The organism is Yoonia sp. SS1-5, from assembly GCF_038443705.2.
Classification (GTDB): domain Bacteria; phylum Pseudomonadota; class Alphaproteobacteria; order Rhodobacterales; family Rhodobacteraceae; genus Yoonia; species Yoonia rhodophyticola.
This window is the reverse complement of record NZ_CP151767.2, coordinates 681,005-701,182: the sequence shown is the minus strand read 5'-3', so window position 1 is coordinate 701,182 and position 20,178 is coordinate 681,005. Positions and strand designations below refer to the sequence as shown.

At 58.7% G+C, this 20,178-nt stretch carries 21 protein-coding genes; 10 read left to right on the top strand and 11 right to left on the bottom strand.

Annotated elements, in window-relative coordinates; all coding sequences use genetic code 11:
- Nucleotides 1-37 precede the first annotated feature (37 nt).
- Genes AABB31_RS05015 through AABB31_RS05005 form a run of 3 tightly spaced genes read right to left on the bottom strand, consistent with a single transcriptional unit; the run spans nt 38 to nt 2,690 of the window.
- Nucleotides 38-952 (bottom strand): pseudouridine-5'-phosphate glycosidase, encoded by a 915-nt coding sequence (locus AABB31_RS05015; RefSeq protein ID WP_342075546.1) that lies wholly within the window; start codon nt 950-952, stop codon nt 38-40.
- Complete coding sequence (locus AABB31_RS05010; RefSeq protein WP_342075547.1) at nt 949-1,842, bottom strand: PfkB family carbohydrate kinase; 894 nt, start codon at nt 1,840-1,842, stop codon at nt 949-951. Before AABB31_RS05010 ends, AABB31_RS05015 begins: the two co-directional genes overlap by 4 nt.
- A gap of 47 nt (nt 1,843-1,889) precedes the next feature.
- Nucleotides 1,890-2,690: a DUF4198 domain-containing protein gene (locus tag AABB31_RS05005; RefSeq protein ID WP_342075548.1), complete on the bottom strand. Its 801-nt coding sequence runs from the start codon at nt 2,688-2,690 to the stop codon at nt 1,890-1,892.
- A 45-nt stretch (nt 2,691-2,735) separates the two neighbouring features.
- Between AABB31_RS05005 and AABB31_RS05000 the strand changes: the two genes are divergently transcribed.
- The 3 genes from AABB31_RS05000 (at nt 2,736) to tsf (ending at nt 5,980) form a co-directional block, all read left to right on the top strand.
- Complete coding sequence (locus AABB31_RS05000) at nt 2,736-4,076, top strand: HupE/UreJ family protein (protein WP_373635491.1); 1,341 nt, start codon at nt 2,736-2,738, stop codon at nt 4,074-4,076.
- Between the two features lie 167 nt (nt 4,077-4,243).
- Nucleotides 4,244-5,035, top strand: a complete 792-nt coding sequence (gene rpsB / locus AABB31_RS04995; protein ID WP_342075550.1) for a 30S ribosomal protein S2 — start codon at nt 4,244-4,246, stop codon at nt 5,033-5,035.
- A 72-nt stretch (nt 5,036-5,107) separates the two neighbouring features.
- Entirely contained in the window at nt 5,108-5,980 is an 873-nt protein-coding gene (tsf, locus tag AABB31_RS04990) for a translation elongation factor Ts (RefSeq protein ID WP_342075551.1), read from the top strand.
- A 77-nt stretch (nt 5,981-6,057) separates the two neighbouring features.
- Here the strand turns inward: tsf and AABB31_RS04985 are convergent, their stop codons facing one another.
- From AABB31_RS04985 to msrB, 4 genes are all read right to left on the bottom strand, one after another.
- Nucleotides 6,058-6,630, bottom strand: a complete 573-nt coding sequence (locus AABB31_RS04985) for a TetR/AcrR family transcriptional regulator (protein ID WP_373635490.1) — start codon at nt 6,628-6,630, stop codon at nt 6,058-6,060.
- Nucleotides 6,631-6,636: 6 nt separating this feature from the next.
- Nucleotides 6,637-7,698 (bottom strand): NAD(P)/FAD-dependent oxidoreductase, encoded by a 1,062-nt coding sequence (locus tag AABB31_RS04980; RefSeq protein WP_342075553.1) that lies wholly within the window; start codon nt 7,696-7,698, stop codon nt 6,637-6,639.
- A 75-nt stretch (nt 7,699-7,773) separates the two neighbouring features.
- A complete protein-coding gene (locus AABB31_RS04975) occupies nt 7,774-8,442 on the bottom strand; it encodes a cupin domain-containing protein (RefSeq protein WP_342075554.1) in 669 nt (222 codons plus the stop codon).
- 206 nt (nt 8,443-8,648) lie between these two features.
- Nucleotides 8,649-9,041 (bottom strand): peptide-methionine (R)-S-oxide reductase MsrB, encoded by a 393-nt coding sequence (gene msrB / locus AABB31_RS04970; RefSeq protein ID WP_342075555.1) that lies wholly within the window; start codon nt 9,039-9,041, stop codon nt 8,649-8,651.
- Nucleotides 9,042-9,110: 69 nt separating this feature from the next.
- Here msrB and AABB31_RS04965 point away from each other — a divergent pair, with 69 nt between their 5' ends.
- The 4 genes from AABB31_RS04965 (at nt 9,111) to AABB31_RS04950 (ending at nt 13,181) form a co-directional block, all read left to right on the top strand.
- On the top strand, nt 9,111-9,839 hold the full coding sequence (locus tag AABB31_RS04965; protein WP_373635489.1) for a GNAT family N-acetyltransferase: 729 nt from the start codon (nt 9,111-9,113) through the stop codon (nt 9,837-9,839).
- 9 nt (nt 9,840-9,848) lie between these two features.
- The gene (locus AABB31_RS04960; protein WP_373635488.1) at nt 9,849-11,660 is read left to right on the top strand and encodes an ABC-F family ATP-binding cassette domain-containing protein; all 1,812 of its coding nucleotides are present in this window, start codon (nt 9,849-9,851) and stop codon (nt 11,658-11,660) included.
- Nucleotides 11,661-11,920: 260 nt separating this feature from the next.
- The gene (locus tag AABB31_RS04955; RefSeq protein ID WP_342075557.1) at nt 11,921-12,385 is read left to right on the top strand and encodes a GNAT family N-acetyltransferase; all 465 of its coding nucleotides are present in this window, start codon (nt 11,921-11,923) and stop codon (nt 12,383-12,385) included.
- A gap of 208 nt (nt 12,386-12,593) precedes the next feature.
- Nucleotides 12,594-13,181, top strand: coding sequence for a cbb3-type cytochrome c oxidase subunit I (locus tag AABB31_RS04950; protein ID WP_342075558.1), 588 nt, complete (start codon nt 12,594-12,596; stop codon nt 13,179-13,181).
- 105 nt (nt 13,182-13,286) lie between these two features.
- Here the strand turns inward: AABB31_RS04950 and AABB31_RS04945 are convergent, their stop codons facing one another.
- The 4 genes from AABB31_RS04945 to AABB31_RS04930 all read right to left on the bottom strand — a co-directional run bounded on the left by AABB31_RS04945 (nt 13,287) and on the right by AABB31_RS04930 (nt 16,727).
- Nucleotides 13,287-14,015 (bottom strand): SDR family NAD(P)-dependent oxidoreductase, encoded by a 729-nt coding sequence (locus AABB31_RS04945; RefSeq protein ID WP_342075559.1) that lies wholly within the window; start codon nt 14,013-14,015, stop codon nt 13,287-13,289.
- A gap of 62 nt (nt 14,016-14,077) precedes the next feature.
- Complete coding sequence (locus tag AABB31_RS04940; protein WP_373635487.1) at nt 14,078-15,130, bottom strand: autotransporter outer membrane beta-barrel domain-containing protein; 1,053 nt, start codon at nt 15,128-15,130, stop codon at nt 14,078-14,080.
- A gap of 87 nt (nt 15,131-15,217) precedes the next feature.
- On the bottom strand, nt 15,218-16,039 hold the full coding sequence (mazG, locus tag AABB31_RS04935; RefSeq protein WP_342075561.1) for a nucleoside triphosphate pyrophosphohydrolase: 822 nt from the start codon (nt 16,037-16,039) through the stop codon (nt 15,218-15,220).
- 88 nt (nt 16,040-16,127) lie between these two features.
- Nucleotides 16,128-16,727 (bottom strand): outer membrane beta-barrel protein, encoded by a 600-nt coding sequence (locus tag AABB31_RS04930; RefSeq protein WP_342075562.1) that lies wholly within the window; start codon nt 16,725-16,727, stop codon nt 16,128-16,130.
- Between the two features lie 298 nt (nt 16,728-17,025).
- On the opposite strand from AABB31_RS04930, the gene AABB31_RS04925 reads away from it, so the two are divergent.
- From AABB31_RS04925 to speB (AABB31_RS04915), 3 genes are read left to right on the top strand one after another with little or no spacing between them, the layout of a single operon-like run.
- On the top strand, nt 17,026-18,183 hold the full coding sequence (locus tag AABB31_RS04925; protein ID WP_373635486.1) for a M20 aminoacylase family protein: 1,158 nt from the start codon (nt 17,026-17,028) through the stop codon (nt 18,181-18,183).
- Between the two features lie 37 nt (nt 18,184-18,220).
- Nucleotides 18,221-19,189 carry an agmatinase gene (speB, locus tag AABB31_RS04920; protein ID WP_342075563.1) on the top strand — a complete coding sequence of 323 codons (969 nt, stop codon included), beginning with the start codon at nt 18,221-18,223 and terminating at the stop codon, nt 19,187-19,189.
- Entirely contained in the window at nt 19,189-20,130 is a 942-nt protein-coding gene (gene speB, locus AABB31_RS04915) for an agmatinase (RefSeq protein ID WP_373635485.1), read from the top strand. The genes speB (AABB31_RS04920) and speB (AABB31_RS04915) overlap by 1 nt, the downstream gene beginning before the upstream one ends.
- Nucleotides 20,131-20,178 lie beyond the last annotated feature (48 nt).

The window sequence follows — 20,178 nt, the reverse complement described above, 5'->3', positions numbered from 1 at the left end:
GCATCCAGTCACAAGCACAACGCTGATTTGAGCGGATCTATTCGGCCTGATCTGCCAAAGCGATGGATATTTCAGCAGCCAGCCGGGCATTGTTGCGGACAAGCGCGATATTTGCAGTTAGTGACTGGCCATCCGTCAGCTCGAAAATCCGCCCCAACAGGAAAGGGGTGACGGCCTTTGCGCTGATATTCCGGGATTCCGCCTCGCGCAGGGCCTGATCAATGATCGGTGCCAGCGTTGCGGCGGGGATCTCATCGGCGGTTGGGATCGGATTTGTTATCAACTGCCCGCCCGACAGGCCCATCGCAGCGCGCATTTTATGCGCCTGGGCGATCTGTGTGGCGGTATCCATGCGCAAGGGCGCTGCCATGTCAGATTGCGCCGACCAGAAGGCGGGGATGACATCCTGCCCGAAGGCGATCATCGGCACCCCAAGCGTTTCCAGCACCTCGAACGTCTTGGGCAAATCAAGGATCGCCTTGGCGCCTGCAGCGACGACGGTGACGGGTGTCTGCGCCAGTTCGTGCAGGTCGGCAGAGATATCAAAGCTTGTCTCGGCGCCTTGGTGAACGCCGCCAATGCCGCCCGTGGCAAAAACGGGAATGTCTGCCAGATGTGCGGCAATCATTGTCGCCGCGACGGTCGTCGCACCCGTACCGCCCGTTGCAATACAGGCCGCAATATCAGCGCGCGACAGTTTTGCCACCTTGTCGGCTTGCCCCAGCGCTTCGAGTTGGTCCGGCTCCAGCCCCACATGCAACGTCCCGTCCATCACGGCGATGGTCGCGGGCGTCGCACCGGCGGCGCGGATGTCCGCCTCGACCAGTCGGGCGGTTTCCACATTTTGCGGAAAAGGCATGCCATGGGTGATGATGGTGCTTTCCAGCGCAACAAGCGGTCCGCCCGCCGCACGGGCCGCCGCAACTTCGGCACTATATTGGATGGGTATCATAATGGCGTTTCTCCGGAAACATATGTGGCGGCGGCGTTCAGCGCGCGCGTCAATGCGGCGGCGCGGTCCACACCGTGCGCCTCGGACGCGATATGGGCGGCCATGAAAGTATCACCGGCACCTGTCACCCGCGTAACCATGACGGCCGGTGGCGTCTGGGTGATGATATCACCTGCCGTGCCTTCCGAGGCGGAATTGCCGCCATCGGTGACCAGAACTCGATGGGCCCCGCGCGCAATCAGGGCGGCTGCGGCAACGGCGCTATCGTCAAAGCGGGTCTGGCACAAAAGCCCCGCCTCTTCGAGGTTGACATAGAACGTGGCCGACGGATGCCCCAATAGCGCCAGAAGCCTTTCGGCTTTCCCGGGCGATGCGGGGGCGACGCGCAGATCGGCCCGCGCAAAAAGTGGGGATTTCGCGATATCCTGCAACAGCTCTTCTGTCAGGTTGCCGTCCAGCGCAACCGGGCCGTGGAAGGGGGCCGCATCTGATCCCAGTTTACCATCGGCAAGTGGGGTCAAAATCTTCTGGCCCGCGGCCTCCAATGAATGGGCATCGGCGATGGCGGCGATCAGGCCGTTGGCGCCTTCGATGGCCATGTAGACATCCGTGGGCAGATCATCCGACCGGTAGATATGGTCACACACCATGCCCATGCGGGCCGCCTCGGCCATCAAGTCGTCACCTTCGGCATCGCGGCCAATTGCGGTGAGGAGGGCAGGGGTCATGCCAAACCGGCGCAGGGTCATGGCAATATTCATCGCCACGCCGCCGGGCAGGCGGGTGATGCGCCCCGGCACATCCGAGCCGACCCGCATATGGCTGGCCGCCCGTCCGATCACGTCCCACAGGACCGATCCAATGCATAAAATGTCGGGTGTCGTCGTCATGGCTGCCTTGTGGCGCTACGTTTTGTCAAAGGCAAGCCGCAGATGGCCTATTGCGGGACCGCAAAGGTCAGATTGGCCCAAAGTGTCTGCCACACCGCGCCAGAGGCTTGTTGCAGGCCGGCACTCGGCTCGCGCAGGACAACGGCGTCAACCATATAGGCATGTCCCGGCTTGACCGGAAATACGCCGATCCCCTGCGCATCGGTGCGGTAAAGCGTGATGTCCACACTGCCATCGGGGGCCTTTTCAAAGACCTCGATCTGCTCGTTTGCGCGCACATCTGTCTTGTAGTGCAGCTGCACCCGGAACCCACCTGACAGATCGTCGGTATAGGGGTTGGTCAGGGCGACAAGCTCTGTCTCCAACCCGACCCGCCGGTCGCTGCCTGCCGCATTGCCGACCCCGATCAGGGATTTCGAAAAGCGCGTGTAAATCTCGTCAAACCCGGCCTCGGGCAAGCCACGGGCAAGGTGGCGTTCACGCACATCACCCAGATCCTTGTGATCCAGAAACTTCTGGAATTTCGGCCATTCCTTGTATTCAAGCGTTGCGGGGCGGCTTTGATACGCGACCACGTTCAGCCCCTCGGCTATGGGTGTTTCGTTCAATCCGGGCCGATCACCCACGCGGCCACCCACACGTTTTGTCTGGCCGCCGGAAACGACAGCAAAATTTGCGATCTGGCGTGGAATGAACGCCAATTTCACGCCCTCGAACGCTTCGCCATTGACAATATCTGCCTCAAGCCTACCGTCCGCCGCAACCTCGTAGGCCAGCGGTTCAAGCCATAATTCATGCGCAATCGCAGGTGCGGCGAGCAACGATAAAACAATGGAAAGAAAACGCATATGAGATCCCTTTTGGTTGCAGCAACTGTGTCTTTCAGGCAGGTGATGTCAAGCGCCGTCCTGATATGGTTCACGGCTCTGTCAATGGCGCAGGCGCATGAGGTATTGCCCGCGATCACCGATATGACCGCAGTAGACGGTCAGCTGGTATTCGACATGCAGGCCAATCTGGAAAGCTTTGTCGCGGGCATTGATCTGACCAGCGTCGAAGATACCAACGACGCCCCGCAAGCGGCCAGTTATGATGAGTTGCGCGCGCTTGAACCCGCAGCGCTGGAGGCCGCGTTCACCGAATTTTGGCCGCAAATGGCGGCGGGAATGACGATTCGGGCTGATGGGGTAGATCTTGTCCCGACGCTTGACGCGGTCAATGTCGGACCGGTTGGCAATGTGGAACTTGTGCGCTCATCCGACATCAGGTTTTCGGCGAGTTTGCCCGAAGGGGCGCAAGATGTCGAAATCGGCTGGGACAGTGCCTTTGGCGTGCTTGTGGTCCGGCAGATGGGCGTTGAGGCGCCTTATGACGCATATCTTGAGGCCGGCAGCATCAGCCCGCCAATCTCGCTGTCGGGTGGGGATCAGGCGACCGGCTGGCAGACCTTCGTGAACTATATCCCGGTAGGCTTTGACCATATCGTGCCCAAGGGGCTTGACCATATTCTGTTTGTGCTTGGCCTGTTTTTCCTGGCCGCGCGGATGCGGCCGCTTTTGTTGCAGGTGTCGCTGTTTACCGTGGCGCACACGATCACGCTGGCGCTGGCGGCCCTTGGATATACCAAGTTTCTGGATGATTTCTTTGTCGAGAACCTAGGTATCGCGTTCATCAATATCGTCGAGCCGCTGATCGCGCTTTCCATCGCTTATGTGGCCATCGAAAATATCTTCATGAAGGGGATCAGTCCGTGGCGACCGTTTGTGATTTTCATCTTCGGGCTGCTGCATGGCCTGGGTTTTGCATCCGTGCTGGCCGAGTTCGGATTGCCCGAGGCCACATTTGTGCCCGCCCTGATCGGCTTTAACGTCGGCGTCGAGGTTGGGCAGCTCTTTGTGATCGCGGTGATGTTCCTGTGCGTCTGGCAGGCCTTGCGCATTGATCGGGGTGAAAACGAGGTGAACCAGGGTTTTGCGCTTTATGCGGTTTTGCTGATCGTCGCGGCGGCCCTGACATTCATCAATCCCGCCGGGCTGCAGACGGTGCTGGAAAACCCTGTCAGCCTGTTTGCGATCCCGTTGGGCGGCGTGTTTGTGCTGTGTCTTTTGTCGATCCATTTCCGCGACCATCTCGAGGCGTATCGCCGCCTTGTTGCGGTTCCGTGTTCGGTCGCCATCGCGGCAGTTGGCCTATACTGGTTCTATGACCGTACAGCACCGCTGTTCCTGGGCTAGGAACGATCACGCAAACAAGGCTTGCATGGGCGCGCATGGCTCGCTATAGCGCGCTCACTTAATCCCGCAGGCGGGGGCGGGTCCAATGGGGAGACATCCCAAAGGGTCCACCGGTTGGCAAAACGCTGATCCCCCGCTGAGGCTTGAAACCGGAAAAGGAAAACGACATGGCTCTTCCCGAGTTCTCCATGCGTCAGCTGCTTGAAGCAGGCGTACACTTTGGTCACCAGACCGCCCGCTGGAACCCCAAGATGGGTCAATACATCTACGGTTCGCGCAACGGCATCCACATCATGGACCTGACACAGACCGTGCCAATGCTGGATCAGGCATTGCAGGTCATCCGCGACACTGTCGCCAAGGGCGGCCGCGTTTTGTTCGTCGGCACCAAGCGTCAGGCGCAAAAACCGATCCTGGAAGCTGCGGAAAAGTCGGCCCAGTTCTACATGAACCACCGCTGGCTTGGCGGCACGCTGACCAACTGGCAGACTGTTTCCCAATCCATCAACCGCCTGAAGGCCATTGATGAAGCTGCCGCAACCGGTTTCACCGGTCTGACCAAGAAAGAACGTCTTGGCATGGAGCGTGAGCAAGGCAAATTGGAAGCGTCCCTTGGTGGTATCCGCGAAATGGGCGGCACACCTGATCTGTTGTTTGTCATCGACGTCAACAAGGAAGACCTGGCCATCGCCGAAGCCAAGAAACTGGGTATCCCGGTTGTGGCCATTGTGGACACGAACTGTTCCCCGGAAGGCGTTGACTATGTGATCCCGGGCAATGATGACGCGGCTCGCGCCATCGCGCTTTACACTGACCTTGCCGCGCGTGCGGCCCTTGACGGCATGACCGCGCAGCTGGGTGCTGCCGGCGTCGATATGGGTGCCATGGAAGAGCTGGCCGAGGAAGTGGTTGCCGAAGAAGCTGCCGCCGAAGAGGCTGCCCCCGCATCTGCGGAATAAGCGCATAAAAACAGTCGGGTAGGGCGCCTTGTTCTACCCGCAGACATTCAATTCCCTCCAAGGAGAAGTAACATGGCAATCACCGCTGCAATGGTGAAAGAGCTGCGCGACAGCACGGGCGCAGGCATGATGGACGCCAAAAAGGCGTTGACCGAAAATGACGGCGACATGGAAGCGGCTGTTGACTGGCTGCGCACCAAGGGTCTGGCCAAGGCGGCCAAGAAATCCGGTCGTACCGCCGCCGAGGGCCTTGTGGCCGTAGCGGTCGAGGGCGGCAAAGGTGTTGCGGTCGAAGTGAACTCCGAGACAGATTTTGTGGCCAAGAATGCTGACTTCCAGAAGATGGTTGCTGGCATCGCGCAGGTTGCGCTTGGTACATCCGACATTGACGGGCTGAAGGCCGCTGACATGAACGGCAAATCGGTCGAGCAGACTGTCACCGACGCCGTCGCTGTTATTGGTGAGAACATGTCCGTGCGCCGGATGGCGGCCCTTGAGGGCGGCAAAGTTGTCAACTACGTTCACAATGCGGCTGCGGATGGCATGGGCAATATCGGTGTGCTGGTTGCCATGACCGGCGACAATGATGCCTTTGGTCGTCAGGTTGCGATGCATATCGCGGCTGCCAACCCTGCGTCCCTGTCAGAGGCTGATCTTGACCCTGCCGTGGTCGAGAAGGAAAAGCAGGTCCAGATGGATATTGCCCGCGAAAGCGGCAAGCCCGAAGCCGTGATCGAAAAGATGATTGTTGGCCGGATGAAGAAATACATGGCCGAAGTAACCCTTTTGAACCAGCAATTCGTCGTCAATCCTGACCTGACGGTTGCCGATGCAGCCAAGGAAGCTGGCGTTGAAATCACCGGCTATGTGCGTTTGGCCGTGGGTGAGGGCATCGAGAAAGTCGAAGAAGATTTTGCCGCAGAAGTGGCCAAGCTGAACAGCTAAGACACGGCGTCTTTCAGGAAAAAGCCCCGCATCAATTGCGAGGCTTTTTTCGTTTTAGCATGCATCGTGCGCCACTATCAGGGTGGCTGGCATCGCGCCCGCAGCGCATCGGTCGCCCGGTCGAATACCGCAATATCCTCGGCCGCACGCGCGGCCAGATGCGCGCCTTCCAAAAGCGCAAGTGTGGCCGGTGCCTCTTGCGCCGGATCGCCTAGGTTGGCGATGGATCCATCCTGTGACCCGAGGATAAAAACGGCCTCGATCCACTGGATCACCTGCGTGCGGAATATGTTGATCTTGCCGGTGACCTCTGCAGACAGGCTTTCACGGCTGATCGTCAGTGAGACACAGAGGCAGAGCGTCTTGCCGCCCTGCAACGCATCACGATAGAGCGCGATCAGCCCCGACAGGCGCGCTGCTGCGGTGTCGTTTTGGTCGTCAATCGCCTTGCATTGCGCTGCAATCCCATCGCTGTAGCGGTCCATCATGGCTGCGGACAGGGCGGCCTTGGTTGGAAAGTGATAGTGGATTGACGCCTTGCGCATGCCGATGGCATCCGCCAGATCCGCATAGCTGAAACCGTCAAACCCCCTGCTGCGCGCCGCCCGTTCGGCAAGATCAAGAAGCGCTGATTTTGTGTCGCTACGCATTGATATTTATACCTTTTCTGCTGCGATCAGGGTCAGTGCGCCTTCGGCTGCTTCCAAAGCCCCTTCAAGATACCCGCCAAATTGCGGCGCTGTTTCTGTGCCACTGAAAATCAGTGCGTCATCCCACAGATTGGACATGCTGGCGGGCAGGCCGTATCGCGGATGGGCCATCAGCGGTTGCTGATCAAGCGGTGTCGCGGTGAACGGGTCGAAAGCCCAGTCCTTGACATGTACCGCAAGCGGGTCTGCCGCCTGCGGGCCGAAGATCCGGGTCAGTTGTGCGATCACCCCGTCGCGCAGGGCAGGCGCATCATCGCGCGCCCGCGGTGGCAAGCCGACAAACCCAAACAGGGCGGCACCTTGTCCATCTGCGGTTGAGGCATCGTGGATTTCAACCATCGGGCCGCGGCGACTGATTGCATCGTCTGACAATCCGGCCTGACGCCAGAAGGGGCGATCATAAATGGCGACGGCCTTGGCCTGACCCGCCATCCATGTGGCTATGCCCGCCATCGCCTGCTGCGTGTCTGCGGGCAAGGCAGGCCGGAACGCCAGCGTGCTTGCGATACGCGGCGGCAGGGCCAGCACGACTTGACGGGCGGTCATCGTTTGACCCGCTTGGGTGTTGACTTTGACCCCCTGATCGGTCCGTGTCAGGCCGGTGACCGGGGTCGATGCCCGAATGCGGTCGCTGGGGATGTCCGCGGCCAGCGCATCCGTTAATGCAGACAACCCGCCGTCCAGCCGATAGGCGCCGTGCATCGCGGCAAAACCGCGTCCGCGCTCGACACCGCCCCGTTCATCTTCAAAGCTGACGGCCCCGGCCTCATATTGCGTAAAATGCCGCAACCCAAGCCGTGCCACCGCCGCCTGCATGCGCGGCTGTCCGGGCCAGAACCAGGCCGGCCCCAGATCAAAGGACCCTTGGGACCCATGCACGGTCAAAATGCGCCCGCCTACGCGATCACGTGCTTCCAGCAGTTGAAAGCTGCGTCCTCGCCGCGCCAGCTCAGCCGCAATTGCCAGACCACAAAGGCCGCCGCCGATAATCACGACATCTGTTTGCATCGTCAAAGCCTTGCTGACGCAGCTTGCGAGCAATGGGCGTGCGTTTTGCCGTTCCACATGACCCAGATACCCATCTTAGACGGCTGGCGCTTTGGCATGGCGAAGATGCCCTGACTTCACCCAGATTTTCGCGCCGTTCTGGCCAGCGGTCAGCACCAATGCGTCGCCATCCGGCAGCCGGAGCCAGGCGTTCTTTTCCAGTATCAAGTCGTCGACCGTCGCCGCACCGTCAATCATCAAAAGCTCAATCCCGCCTGCTGCGTCAGAGGTCAGGACCGCGCCGGGCGCAAGCTGGCAATAGGTCACGACCTCGCGGTCATCCTTGTGCAACAAGGCGGTTGCGACGCCATCAACGGGCGCTGATAGTTCGTCGGCCATGGTTTTGCGAAATTGTGTGCGGTCATTCAGGTCGAACTGCCACAGCTTGACGAAGATGGTGCAGCCCGGCGCGGATCCGGGGGTATGTGCGCTTGTGGGCGGATTGCGAACATAGGTGCCGGCAGGGTAGTCGCCATGTTCGTCCTGAAAGACCCCATCCAGCACGATGAATTCCTCGCCACCGGTATGGGTATGCGCCGAAAAGCTGCTGCCGGGCGCGTAGCGGACGATGGTTGTGGCCCGCGCGACCTCAGCCCCGATCCGGTCAAGCATGCGCCGGTCCACGCCCTTCATTGGTGAAGGTTGCCAGGCAAGCTGATCAGTATGGATCACCACACGCGCGCCAAAATCCGAATGAAGCTCCATTTGGTGGGTCCTTTCCATCTGCGTATGCCATTTGGCATCAACATATTCTACCTACCGATAGGTAGAATAATGCGCAACCAGAATGACGCAGCGGCATTCCATTCTCACAGCGATGTGACGGGACAGGGCCAGCAGTTTTGGCCCCGCGTGACAGACGCAGGGCCAGAGCTGTCAGGATGCGGGCACATGATGCGCCACGTTGGCGACTACTCTTCGGGTTCGAATTGCAAGGCCACGCCGTTGATGCAGTATCGCAGGCCGGTCGGCTGTGGGCCGTCTGGAAAGACGTGGCCCAGATGCGCCTCGCACCGGTTGCAATGAACCTCGGTCCGTTTCATGAAAAAGCTGCGATCAACGCTCTCGCCGACCATCTCGGGGTCGACGGGTTGATAGAATGACGGCCAGCCCGTGCCACTTTCGAATTTATGCGCCTGATCAAAGACCGGTGCGCCGCAGCAGACGCACATATATGTGCCCGGTTCGTTTGGAAAATCCTCGTGCGTGCCGGCCCTTTCGGTGCCATGTTTGCGGGTGACCTTATAGGCAAGGTCAGAAAGCTGCGCGCGCCATTCGGCGTCTGATTTGACGATCTTATCCATCTATGCGTATCCCTTTTTCATTAAGATGAAATCTAGGGCGCATGTCGTGGTTCGCCAAGGTGGGGTTTGATGACAATTCCGTTGCAGCAAGCATGCTACCGGGCGCGCTTTGCCACCTCTGAGGCCGATTTGCTGGCCTGTCAGCAGTTGCGGCACCTGTGTTTCTTTGGCCATCCGGGGCGGGATGCTGACAAGTTTGACGTAGATTGCCGGCATCTGATGGTCACGGATGTGGCAGGTCATCTGGTCGCGACGTTGCGTCTTTTTGAGGCGGCAAATGGCGCGCAGGCGGCTGCCGGGTATGCGGGGCAGCATTATGATCTGTCCGGCTTTGCCCAGATGACCCGGCCAATGATCGAAATCGGGCGTTTTTGCGTGGCACCCGATGTCATGCATGCCGATGTCTCGCGGACGGCCTGGGCGGCGCTTGCGCGGCTGGTCGATGCGGGCAATGTGGGGATGTTGTTCGGCTGTACCAGCCTGACAGGCACGGACCCGGCCCGTTACGGGCAGGCAATGCAATGTCTGATCCGCAACCATTTGGGGCCGCGCGAATATCTGCCGGGCATCAAATCCAGCAATGTGACGAAACTGTCGGATGTGCCGGTCACAGGGACGCATCCGCTGCCCCCCCTGATGCGCAGCTATCTGGCGATGGGGGGGTGGGTTGGCGACCATCTGGTGACGGATCCCCGGATGAAGACAATGCATGTCTTTACCTGTCTGGATGTGGATGCGGTCCCGCCGGCCCGGGCGCGGGCGCTACGGACCCTTGCGCAGGCGCTCGCGCTGCCGTAGCAGGCGCGCATGGCACGTGCACCTCTTCTTCAAATCGCTGATATCGCCCTGACATTCGGGGGTGATCCGGTCTTTCAGGATCTGTCACTGGTTGTTCAGCCTGCGGATCGTGTGGCGCTGGTCGGGCGGAACGGATCGGGTAAATCCACCTTGATGAAAGTCATGGCAGGGCTGGTCGAGGCGGATAGCGGCACACGCGTTCTGTCCCCTGGCGTGACCGCCGGCTACATGGAGCAAGAGCCGTCCATGCAAGGATGCCCGACGCTGGGCGATTATGCTGCCAGCGGATTGCCGCCCGAAGAGGCCTATAAGGTCGAGATGGTGGCCGAGGGCCTGAAATTTGACCCGGCGGGGGATGTCGCCACTGCGTCCGGGGGCGAAAGGCGCCGCGCGGCGCTGGCCAAGCTGATGGCCGAGGCCCCGGAATTGATGCTGCTGGACGAGCCAACGAACCATCTGGATATCGAGGCGATTGCCTGGCTTGAGGCCGAGCTGAAACAAACCCGCGCTGCCTTTGTTCTGATCAGCCATGACAGGGCTTTCCTGCGCGCGCTGACCCGCGCAACCCTGTGGATCGACCGGGGCCAGGTCCGCCGGGCCGAGCAGGGATTTGATCGGTTCGAGGAATGGCGCGACAAGATCTGGGAAGAAGAAGACCAGCAACGCCACAAGCTGAACCGCAAGATCAAGGCCGAGGCCCGCTGGGCGGTGGAAGGCATCTCGGCCCGCCGCAAGCGTAATCAGGGACGCGTGCGCGCCCTGCAGGATCTGCGGGCCGAGCGGGCAAGCCAGATCAAGCGGCAGGGAACCGCAGCGCTGTCATTTGACGGTGGTGCTGCATCCGGCAAGAAGGTGATGGAGGCGTTCGGCCTGTCAAAATCCTTTGATGGCAAATCCATCGTGAAAGGCTTTGATCTGACCGTCCAACGTGGCGACCGGATTGCGTTTGTCGGCCCAAACGGGGTCGGAAAAACGACACTGATCAAGATGTTGCTGGGCCAAGTTGAACCTGATGAGGGGTCAGTCAAGCTGGGGACCAACCTTGATATCGCGGTTTTCGATCAGACCCGCGCGGCGCTGAACCCCGACATGTCCCTATGGGAGAACCTTGCCAACGATCCTGAACTGGGCGTTTCGGGCAAGTCAGATCAGGTCATGGTACGCGGCGCGCCACGGCACGTCGTGGGGTATCTGAAGGAGTTCCTGTTTGATGAAGCGCAGGCGCGCGCGCCGGTCCGGTCCCTGTCGGGGGGTGAAAAAGCACGGCTGCTGCTGGCCCGATTGATGGCGCGGGAAAGTAACCTGCTTGTCCTTGATGAACCCACCAATGATCTGGATATCGAAACGCTTGACCTGTTGCAGGATATCCTGGGGGACTACGACGGAACGGTCCTGCTTGTCAGTCACGACCGGGATTTTCTTGACCGCGTGGCGACGACGACCATCGCGATGGAAGGCAACGGGCAGGCCGTTGTCTATGCTGGCGGCTGGACGGACTACCGCACGCAGCGAGGTGGTGATTTCGTAGAGGCCAAGGTGGCCAGCAAGCCATTGGCCAAGAAAGAGAAAGTGATCGAGAAGAAGGCGGCGTCCGTGGGGTTGTCGTTTACGGAAAAGCACCGGTTGGACGAACTGCCAGGGGTTATTGACCGGCTGAGTTCCGAGATCGCCAAGCTGGAAGAACTGATGGCCGACCCAGACCTGTTCACGCGAGAGCCGGTGAAGTTTCAAAAGGCGATGGATGCACTCCTCGCGCGGCAAAAAACGCTTTCCGATGCAGAGGAGGAGTGGTTGATCTTGGAAGAAAAGGCGGCAGGGTAGAAACGCCACCGCCGTCCCGGGTTTCGTCTGCTATCTGTTTTTGTAGATGTCCGCTACGAGCCCAATGTGACAAATGCTGCGCTGCGCACGAACGACTGCAATCGTGATGGCGTCATCTGATCCGATAGCCGGCAGGACAAGCCATGAAGTTTATGAATCCGCCCCCTTTGTAAAATACAAAGAGCTGTCCAACGGCGTCTGCCATTTCGCCGTCATTGCCAGCTTGTCGATGTCGCATGTCCCGGAATAGGGTTGGCGTGATGAAGTCGCTCAAATTCCGAAAGGCTACCGTTGCCGATGTGTTTCCGCTCAGCGGGCTGATCCAGCGCACAATCCGCGTTTCAAATGCTAGGGACTATGATCGAAAATCAATTGATATGCTGTGCGCGATTTTTGCACCGGAGCCGCTCACCGAAAGAATCGAAAATGAGAATATTCTTTTGTGTTTTGAGGGTGCCAATCTTGTTGGAACTGTGGGGCTGAAAGGTGTCTACCTGCGATCATTGTTCGTGGACCCTGCGTTTCAGGGGCAAGGGTTAGGCAAAGTGCTGACTGCAAGAATTGAAGAAGAAGCGCGACAGAGAGCAATCCCGGAAATGATGCTTCATTCCTCACTAACAGCGCGAGAGTTTTATGCGGCTCTTGGCTATGAATTTGTGGAATTGCAATCATACCCGGAAGGACCATTCGTCTTGATGAGAAAGCCGCTTAATGTGCACCGGTGAAATACCTTGCGCCACGAAACACCGGCAGTGATGTTTGCCGATGTGTTACGACCGTCCGTTGGCGCTTCAGATCGGAGCAGACCTTCGTTTCCGCAAGTCCGAGGGTTGCTTTGTTCCGCATTGCCGTCATCGTCGGCTAGAAAACCTGTCAATGCCGGTTTAACCGTTAGATGACCGGATTGCCCCCGGAGTCACCGATTCTGCGGCGTTGATCAACGTCTGGTTCAGTGGCAAATGCGACAATAGTTCCGGAGCGATTAGTTTGATTTATTATGCCGTCTGTCTGCTATGTTTGATCGTCGCACCGCTTCTGGCGAATATTCGCGGCTGGAAACCAGCCGCGCTGTTCTTTGCTGTAGCAGCCGTCTATGCAGTTTTCGGCGCAGTCAGCTTCGCGCAAATGCAAATTGCCCTGAGTCACGTCCGAGAAGCAGGACCCGCATATGACGACACCTACTACGTGGTAAGCCGCGGCCACTTCCTGTGGAACATTGGCATCGCGATGGCGGTCTTCGGTGCAATAACTTGGATACAAACGCGTTTTGGAGCGATGCTATACCCGACTCTGACCAAAATCCTCTTTTGGGTTTTGCATGTTGCATTGATTGGCATTACCTCTTTTCAAGGAGTTCTTGCATTCGTCCTGTCAAGGCCTTGGAGATACTTCGACTACCCCGATTTCATTGAAACCTACGTTCAAATTGGCGCTTGGTCAGGGTTTCTTTCACAAGTCGCTGTTATCGGACTTCTGTGCTTGTTGCTGTGGTCAATAATTGCGAAGTCGCTTATTAAGTAGATGAGTTCTGAAAAATCAGCCATTTGCGCCGCTCCAGCGGATTAACCCTTCGTCCCGCGAAGCTGCTATCAATGTGTAAACCAAAGTAAAAGCGCAGTCTGACATCTATGGCATCCTCAGCGCCCCATCCAGTCGAATGGTTGTTCCGTTCAGGTAGTCGCATTCCACGATGAACCGGGCCAGCGCGGCAAACTCGCTGGGGTCACCCAGCCGTTGGGGGTAGACGACATCGGCCGCTAGACCATCCATGACCTCTTGGCCCAGACCTTCCAGCATGGGGGTCCGGAATATCCCCGGTGCGATGGACATGACCCGAATGCCGTTGCGTGCCAAATCGCGCGCCATTGGCAAGGACAGCCCTGCGATCCCGGCCTTTGAGGCCGCATAGGCGGCTTGTCCCTTTTGCCCGTCAAATGCTGCGACCGATGCGGTGTTGATGATCACGCCACCATCCTTCATTGCAGCGGCAGCCAGACGCGCGATGTTAAATGTGCCGTTCAGGTTGATGTCGATTGTGCGCTTGAAACTGGCTTGGGTATGTGGCCCATCGCGCCCCAGCGTTTTTTCCGTTGTGGCGATCCCGGCGCAATTGATCGCCGTGTTCAGCCCGTCCATCGCAGCGATTGCCTGATCCAGACCCTTGCTGACGCTGTCTTCATCCGTCACGTCAACTTGCGCGAAATAGGCGCCGATCTCGGCGGCAAAATCCGCCCCGCGCGGATCCCTGTCAAATATCGTCACCAGGGCCCCGGCGTCGACCAGTCCCTTGGTGGTTGCGGCACCCAATCCGGATGCGCCACCTGTCACAATTGCCTTTGCGTTTTCGATTTTCATGTCAGCTCCGCTTGTTGATCAGGCGGAGCTAACACCAAGATGGCCCGAATTGGAATATGCGGTCAGAACCAGAGGGTGATACCCAGATCAAGCCCTTGGGCGCTGTAATTCTCGATGCCCAAACCGTCCTCGAAAACCTTTGCAGAGACGGCCCAGCTGCTGGCCCGAAAAAGCTCTACCCCGAGATCGACGCGCCCGCGGAAATCGGATGGCACGGCGTTTTCGGACGCGCCCCCAAAGCCCCAGATGCCGCCCACGGCGAATGTCACACTGCCATCAGCCCCGCCAAGGGTCAGCGGATAGCGCAATGTGCCGCCCACATCGGCCTGACCGTAGGACACGGTTTCCTCGGTCACGGTCGAGCCTGCCAGCGTGTATTCCTCCATCGTTTCTTCAAACCAGCCCAATGCGAAATGGGGCATGAATGTTGTGCCGCCTGCGATCTCAGCCTCGCTTGAGACCTGGGTCGAGGCCATCCAGCGTGTCCCGCTGATGTCATCTGCCCGGTCGCCACCGCCGGTGACGTCATTGCTGGACTGGCCCGCCATGATCCGCGCATCGACCGTCAGGTCAGCGCCGAAATGAATACCGTAAAGACCGATCAGATAGCCTGTTCCGTCAAAGCTGGTGTCAATCGGGCCGTCCTGATAGGCGAAATCGCTTTGGAACATGACCCCAACCACATTGACATCCCCAAGAAAGATGTCGCTGCCGATTGTGGCGGACCCCATATCCAGATCGCCGTTATCAAGTTCGGATGTCCGCCCGCTAAGCGCCACCCAAAGCGGTCCGGAATATCCATCCAAGGGGTTGGCCTCGGTGCCTTGTGTCACTGCAATCCCGCTGGGTTGCGCGGCCCGGCGCGCCAGAATGTTCGGCTGCAGCGACAGGATACCAGCCGCCCGGCCGGCCTGAAAACAATCCGTCGCCAGACCGCCGGGACCCGTACGGAGGGGGGCCGTTGGATCGCCCCCTTCATCGGTTTCTTCTTCCTCATCTGTCGGGTCGAATACGATTTGATCGTTGTTGCATTCCGCATATGCGGCGCTGGCAAATGCCAACCACGCTGTGCTGATAATACATGTCTTTCCAATAAATTTTCGAATATTTGTCATGGTGCCCACTCCTGATCCATGTGCTTTGATCATCAAACATTCGTGATCAAAAATCAATTCGCAGAAGGGCAATTTGCGGGCGGGGCGTCAGGATGCGGCTTTTTCGGCCGCTTTGACCTGATCCCAAAGCGCGTCCATTTCCGCCAGATCGCTTTGCGACGGGGTTTTGCCGTCGCGGGCCAAGGCGTCTTCGACCGCTTCGAAACGCCGGGTGAATTTCGCATTTGTGGCGCGCAATGCGGTTTCGGGGTCGATCTGTAAATGGCGGGCAAGATTGGCGACCACAAACAGCAGATCCCCGAACTCTTCTTCCGCCGCTTCCTGGGTCAGGTGATCACGGGCCTCGACCAGTTCACCGGCCTCTTCAATGATCTTGTCGATGACATGGGCAGTGTCCGGCCAGTCAAACCCGACCCGGGCCGCACGCTTTTGCAGTTTGACCGCGCGTGTCAGCGCAGGAAGACCCGTGGCCACCCCATCAAGTGTGCGGGTCTGCGCTTTGCCCGCCCGTTCGGCCGCCTTGATCTTTTCCCAATCCGCAACCTGTTGTTCGGCGGATTTATCGCGGGATTCGTCCCCAAAAACATGTGGATGGCGGGCCACCATTTTGTCGCTGATGGCGCGGACGACCGTGTCAAAGGTGAAATGCCCCGCCTCGGCGCCCATTTGGGTGTGGTAAACCGTCTGCAGCAGCAGGTCCCCCAACTCGCCCTCAAGCTCGGTCCAGTCGCTGCGGGCGATGGCATCGGCAACCTCATAGGCTTCCTCGATCGTGTAGGGGGCGATGGATGCAAAATCCTGTTCGATATCCCACGGACATCCCGTGTCAGGGTCCCGCAGGCGGCGCATGATTTCCAGCAGGCGCGGCATGCCACCATCGGGGTCGTGAATAAGTGGATCGTCAGCCATGATGCCTCGCTTGCGTTTGCGGGCACGCTAGCGAAACAAAAAAGCCGCGCCAAGTGGGCGCGGCCTGATCATGCGTCTTGTCAGTTGATTAGAAGGTCATACCGGCGCGAATGCTGATCGAATTGACCGAGGACTCGTGCTCTGCCTGCAGATTTGTACCTGCAACCGGGGTGATACCGGACGGATTACGCGACAGATATTCGGCACCGATGAAAAAGCTGTCGCTCAGCTTGAAGTCGATGCCCGCGCCGTAGCTGAGGCCAGTCTGTTGAAAATCATCCGCTAGCAGGCTGTTTTCGAAACTGTAGGCCGAAATCCCCAAAACGCCGTATGCCAGAATGTTGTCGACGGCAAAACCTGCCTTGGCTTTTACATCAATCACCAATGTATCAAGCTCAACCGTGACCGGGGCAGCGGGGTCGCTGCCTGTCAGTTCGTCGATTGTCGAGATTTCGATTTCACCGCCAAATACCGCGGAACCTGACTGGTTCAGATGGCCGATGAAGCCGCCGAAGTTGGAACTGTCGTTCAGATCGGCCTGCGCGCCGGTTGTGCCGGATGTGATGACAAATTCGTTGTCGGAAACTGATCCAGCCGAAAGACCTGCATACCAGCCATTCCAATCAGCCAGTGCCGTTGTTGGTGCAGCGGCGCTAAGTGTCAGCGCAAGAATAAGACTTGTTTTCATAATGGTCGTGCCCTTGATGTGAGAGAGAGTGTGTCTGCACCGCGTAGATAGGGCAATTGTGGTGTTTTCCGGACTTCAACAAGGTGCTTGTATTGCATCTTTTGGTTGATTTTTTGTCGGTAAGGCCACCGCGCAAGGGTGTGTAAGCAGGCCAACTTCTTGGTTGTCCGGCCGATGTTGATGACAATGATCCGACAGTGAATTTGGTTGCTGTCGCGCCCGGCTGTTGTCATGCTGATATACGACATCATCGACGCCGATTTTGTCACTGCCTGATCGTTGCAATGATGGACCTGCCATGCCTGTAATTAACCGGATCGCTGACTTCTCGGACGACATGACAGCATGGCGCCGCCATCTGCATGCACGTCCCGAACTTCGGTTTGAATGTCACGAAACAGCCGCCTTTGTTGCAGATAAGCTGCGTGCCTTTGGCGTGGACGAAATCCACGAAGGGATCGCCACGTCGGGCATTGTGGCCATCATCAACGGGCAGGGCACTGGCCCGACAATTGGATTGCGCGCAGATATGGATGCGCTGCCCATGTCCGAGATCACCGGGCTGGAATATGCATCTACCGTGCCGGATCGCATGCATGCCTGCGGGCATGACGGGCATACCACCATGTTATTGGGGGCGGCCCGCTATTTGGCCGAAACCCGCAATTTCGCCGGACGGGTGGCGCTCATTTTTCAGCCGGCTGAGGAGGGTGGAGGCGGCGCCGAGGTCATGGTGCAAGAAGGCGTGCTGGACCGGTTTGAAATATCAGAGGTATATGCCCTGCATAACGCCCCCAACCATCCAGTTGGGTCCTTCTACACCACGCCCGGGCCGATCATGGCGGCGGTTGATACGTTTGACATTCATATCACCGGCAAGGGCGGGCACGGGGCGATGCCGCATGAAACCGCTGACCCGATCATCGCCGCGGTCGGTATGGTCACGGCCATTCAGACAATTGTCAGCCGCAATCACTATGCGCAGGATGATCTGGTGGTCTCGGTCACCCAGATCCACACGGGATCAGCCGACAATATCATTCCGGACAAAGCCTATGTGAATGGCACGGTGCGGACCTTTAAGCCAGAGGTTCAGGCCATGGTCATGTCCCGGCTTGATGACATTGTGGCCGGGCAGGCCGCCGCATACGGTGTCAGGGCCGAACTGGTCTACGAAAGGGGGTATCCGGCAACGATTAACGACCCGCAAAAGGCCACCTTTGCCGCCGAGGTTGCGCGCGAAGTGTCGGCAGAGGTCGTTGACGATACCGGACGCGAAATGGGGGCAGAGGATTTTTCCTACATGCTGCAGGCCCGCCCGGGCGCCTATCTTTTTGTGGGCAATGGTGAAAGCGCCGGCCTGCACCATCCGGCCTATGATTTTGCCGATGAGACCGCACCCGCCGGGGCCTCGTTCTTTGCAAGGTTGGTCGAGCGGTCGTTGCCGCTGGCGTAATCCGGGGCCATAACATCAAGATAGCAGGAGGCCGAACATGACCCTGGACAAAGCGCGCGAGGTGGTTGATGCCGCCTTTACCCGCAGTGACAAACGTGGATTGTCCTTTGAAAATGCCTTTGGCGGGGCCACGTCCTTTATGCGCCGGACATATACCAAGGATTTGAGCGGCTTTGATCTGGCCGTCACCGGGGTGCCGTTTGATCAGGCGGTCACACATCGGCCCGGCACCCGGTTTGGCCCCCGCGCGATCCGCGAGGCGTCGACCCTGCAGACCTTTGATCCCCCTTATGGATGGGATGGGTTTGATCCACTGGGGGATTTTGCCATCGCGGATTATGGCGACATGCCGTTTGACTATGCCGATACGCGCGGCGTGCCGGCGCTGCTTGAGGCGCATATCGCTGGTATTCTTGCGCAGGGCTGCGGGACGATCACATTGGGGGGTGATCACTTTATCACCCTGCCGATCCTGCGCGCCCATGCAGACCGGTACGGGCCGCTTTCTGTTGTGCAATTTGATGCGCATTCCGACCTTTGGCCCGATCAGGATATGGACCGGATCGACCATGGCACGATGATGTACAAGGCCGTCAAACTTGGTCTTGTCGATGTCAGCCGGTCAGTGCAAATCGGCATCCGAACTGAATGCGATGACTATCTGGGCATGCCCTATATCGACGCCCGCACATGCCATGAAAAAGGCAGCGCCTGGGTGGCCCGGGAAATCAGGACCCGGGTCGGTGATCACCCGACTTACGTGACCTTTGACATTGATGCGCTTGATCCCGCCTTTGCGCCCGGAACGGGGACACCTGTTTGGGGTGGTCTGGCCTCGTGGCAGGCCGCTGCGATGCTGCGCGACATCGCAGGCATCAACATGGTGGGCGGGGACGTCGTCGAAGTCTCGCCGCCCTATGACACAACGGGTGCGACCGCCATTGCAGGTGCGCATGTCGCGATGGAACTGTGCTGTCTGGCGCTTTGGAACAAGAGGGATAAGTGATGCCAAATCAACCGATCAGCGGCAATGATCTGGCCCGGTTTTCCGGCCCGCAAACCTTTATGCGCCTGCCCGAGGCCAGCACCGCCCAAGGGCTGAATGTGGGCTTTATCGGTATCCCGATGGATATCGGCACATCCTGGCGGTCTGGCACCCGCATGGGCCCAAAGCAACTGCGGGAGCAATCGGCGATGATCCGGCCCTATAACATCCAGACCGGGGCGGCCCCGTTTGATGCGTTGCAATGCGCCGATCTGGGTGACGTACCGATCAATACGTTTTCGCTTTCCAGCAGTATCAGCATTATTACAGATACTTATGCCGCACACCTCAAGCATGATTTCATCCCGATGACCCTGGGCGGGGATCATACCCTGACCTTGCCGGTCTTGCGCGCGGTGGCTGCAAAACACGGACCTGTCGCGCTGGTGCATGTCGATGCCCATGCGGACGTTAATGACGAGATGTTTGGCGAACGCGAGACCCACGGCACCGTCTTTCGCCGGGCGTATGAGGAAGGTATTATCACCGCTGACAAGGTCTTTCAGATCGGCCTGCGCGGGACGGGCTACACCGCCGATGACTTTACCGAGGCGGCAGGTTGGGGGTTCAACCAATATCTGGCACCGGCCCTCTGGCATAAATCATTGTCCCCGCTTGCGGCCGATATCAAGGCGCAGATCGGCGATCAGCCATGCTATATCACCTACGATATCGACAGTCTGGATCCTGCGTACGCCCCTGGCACGGGAACCCCGGAAATCGGCGGCCTGACCACCCCGCAAGCGATGGAGCTGATCCGCGGATTGCGGGGGCTGAACATCGTGGGCTGCGATCTGGTCGAGGTATCGCCCCCTTATGATCCATCGGGGAATACGGCCCTGACCGGCGCAAACCTGATGTTTGAAATGTTGTCGATTTTGCCCGGGGTGCCGTACCGTTAGGGCTGTTCTGCCATGATCAACACCCTAGATGCAGATCATCAACACAGG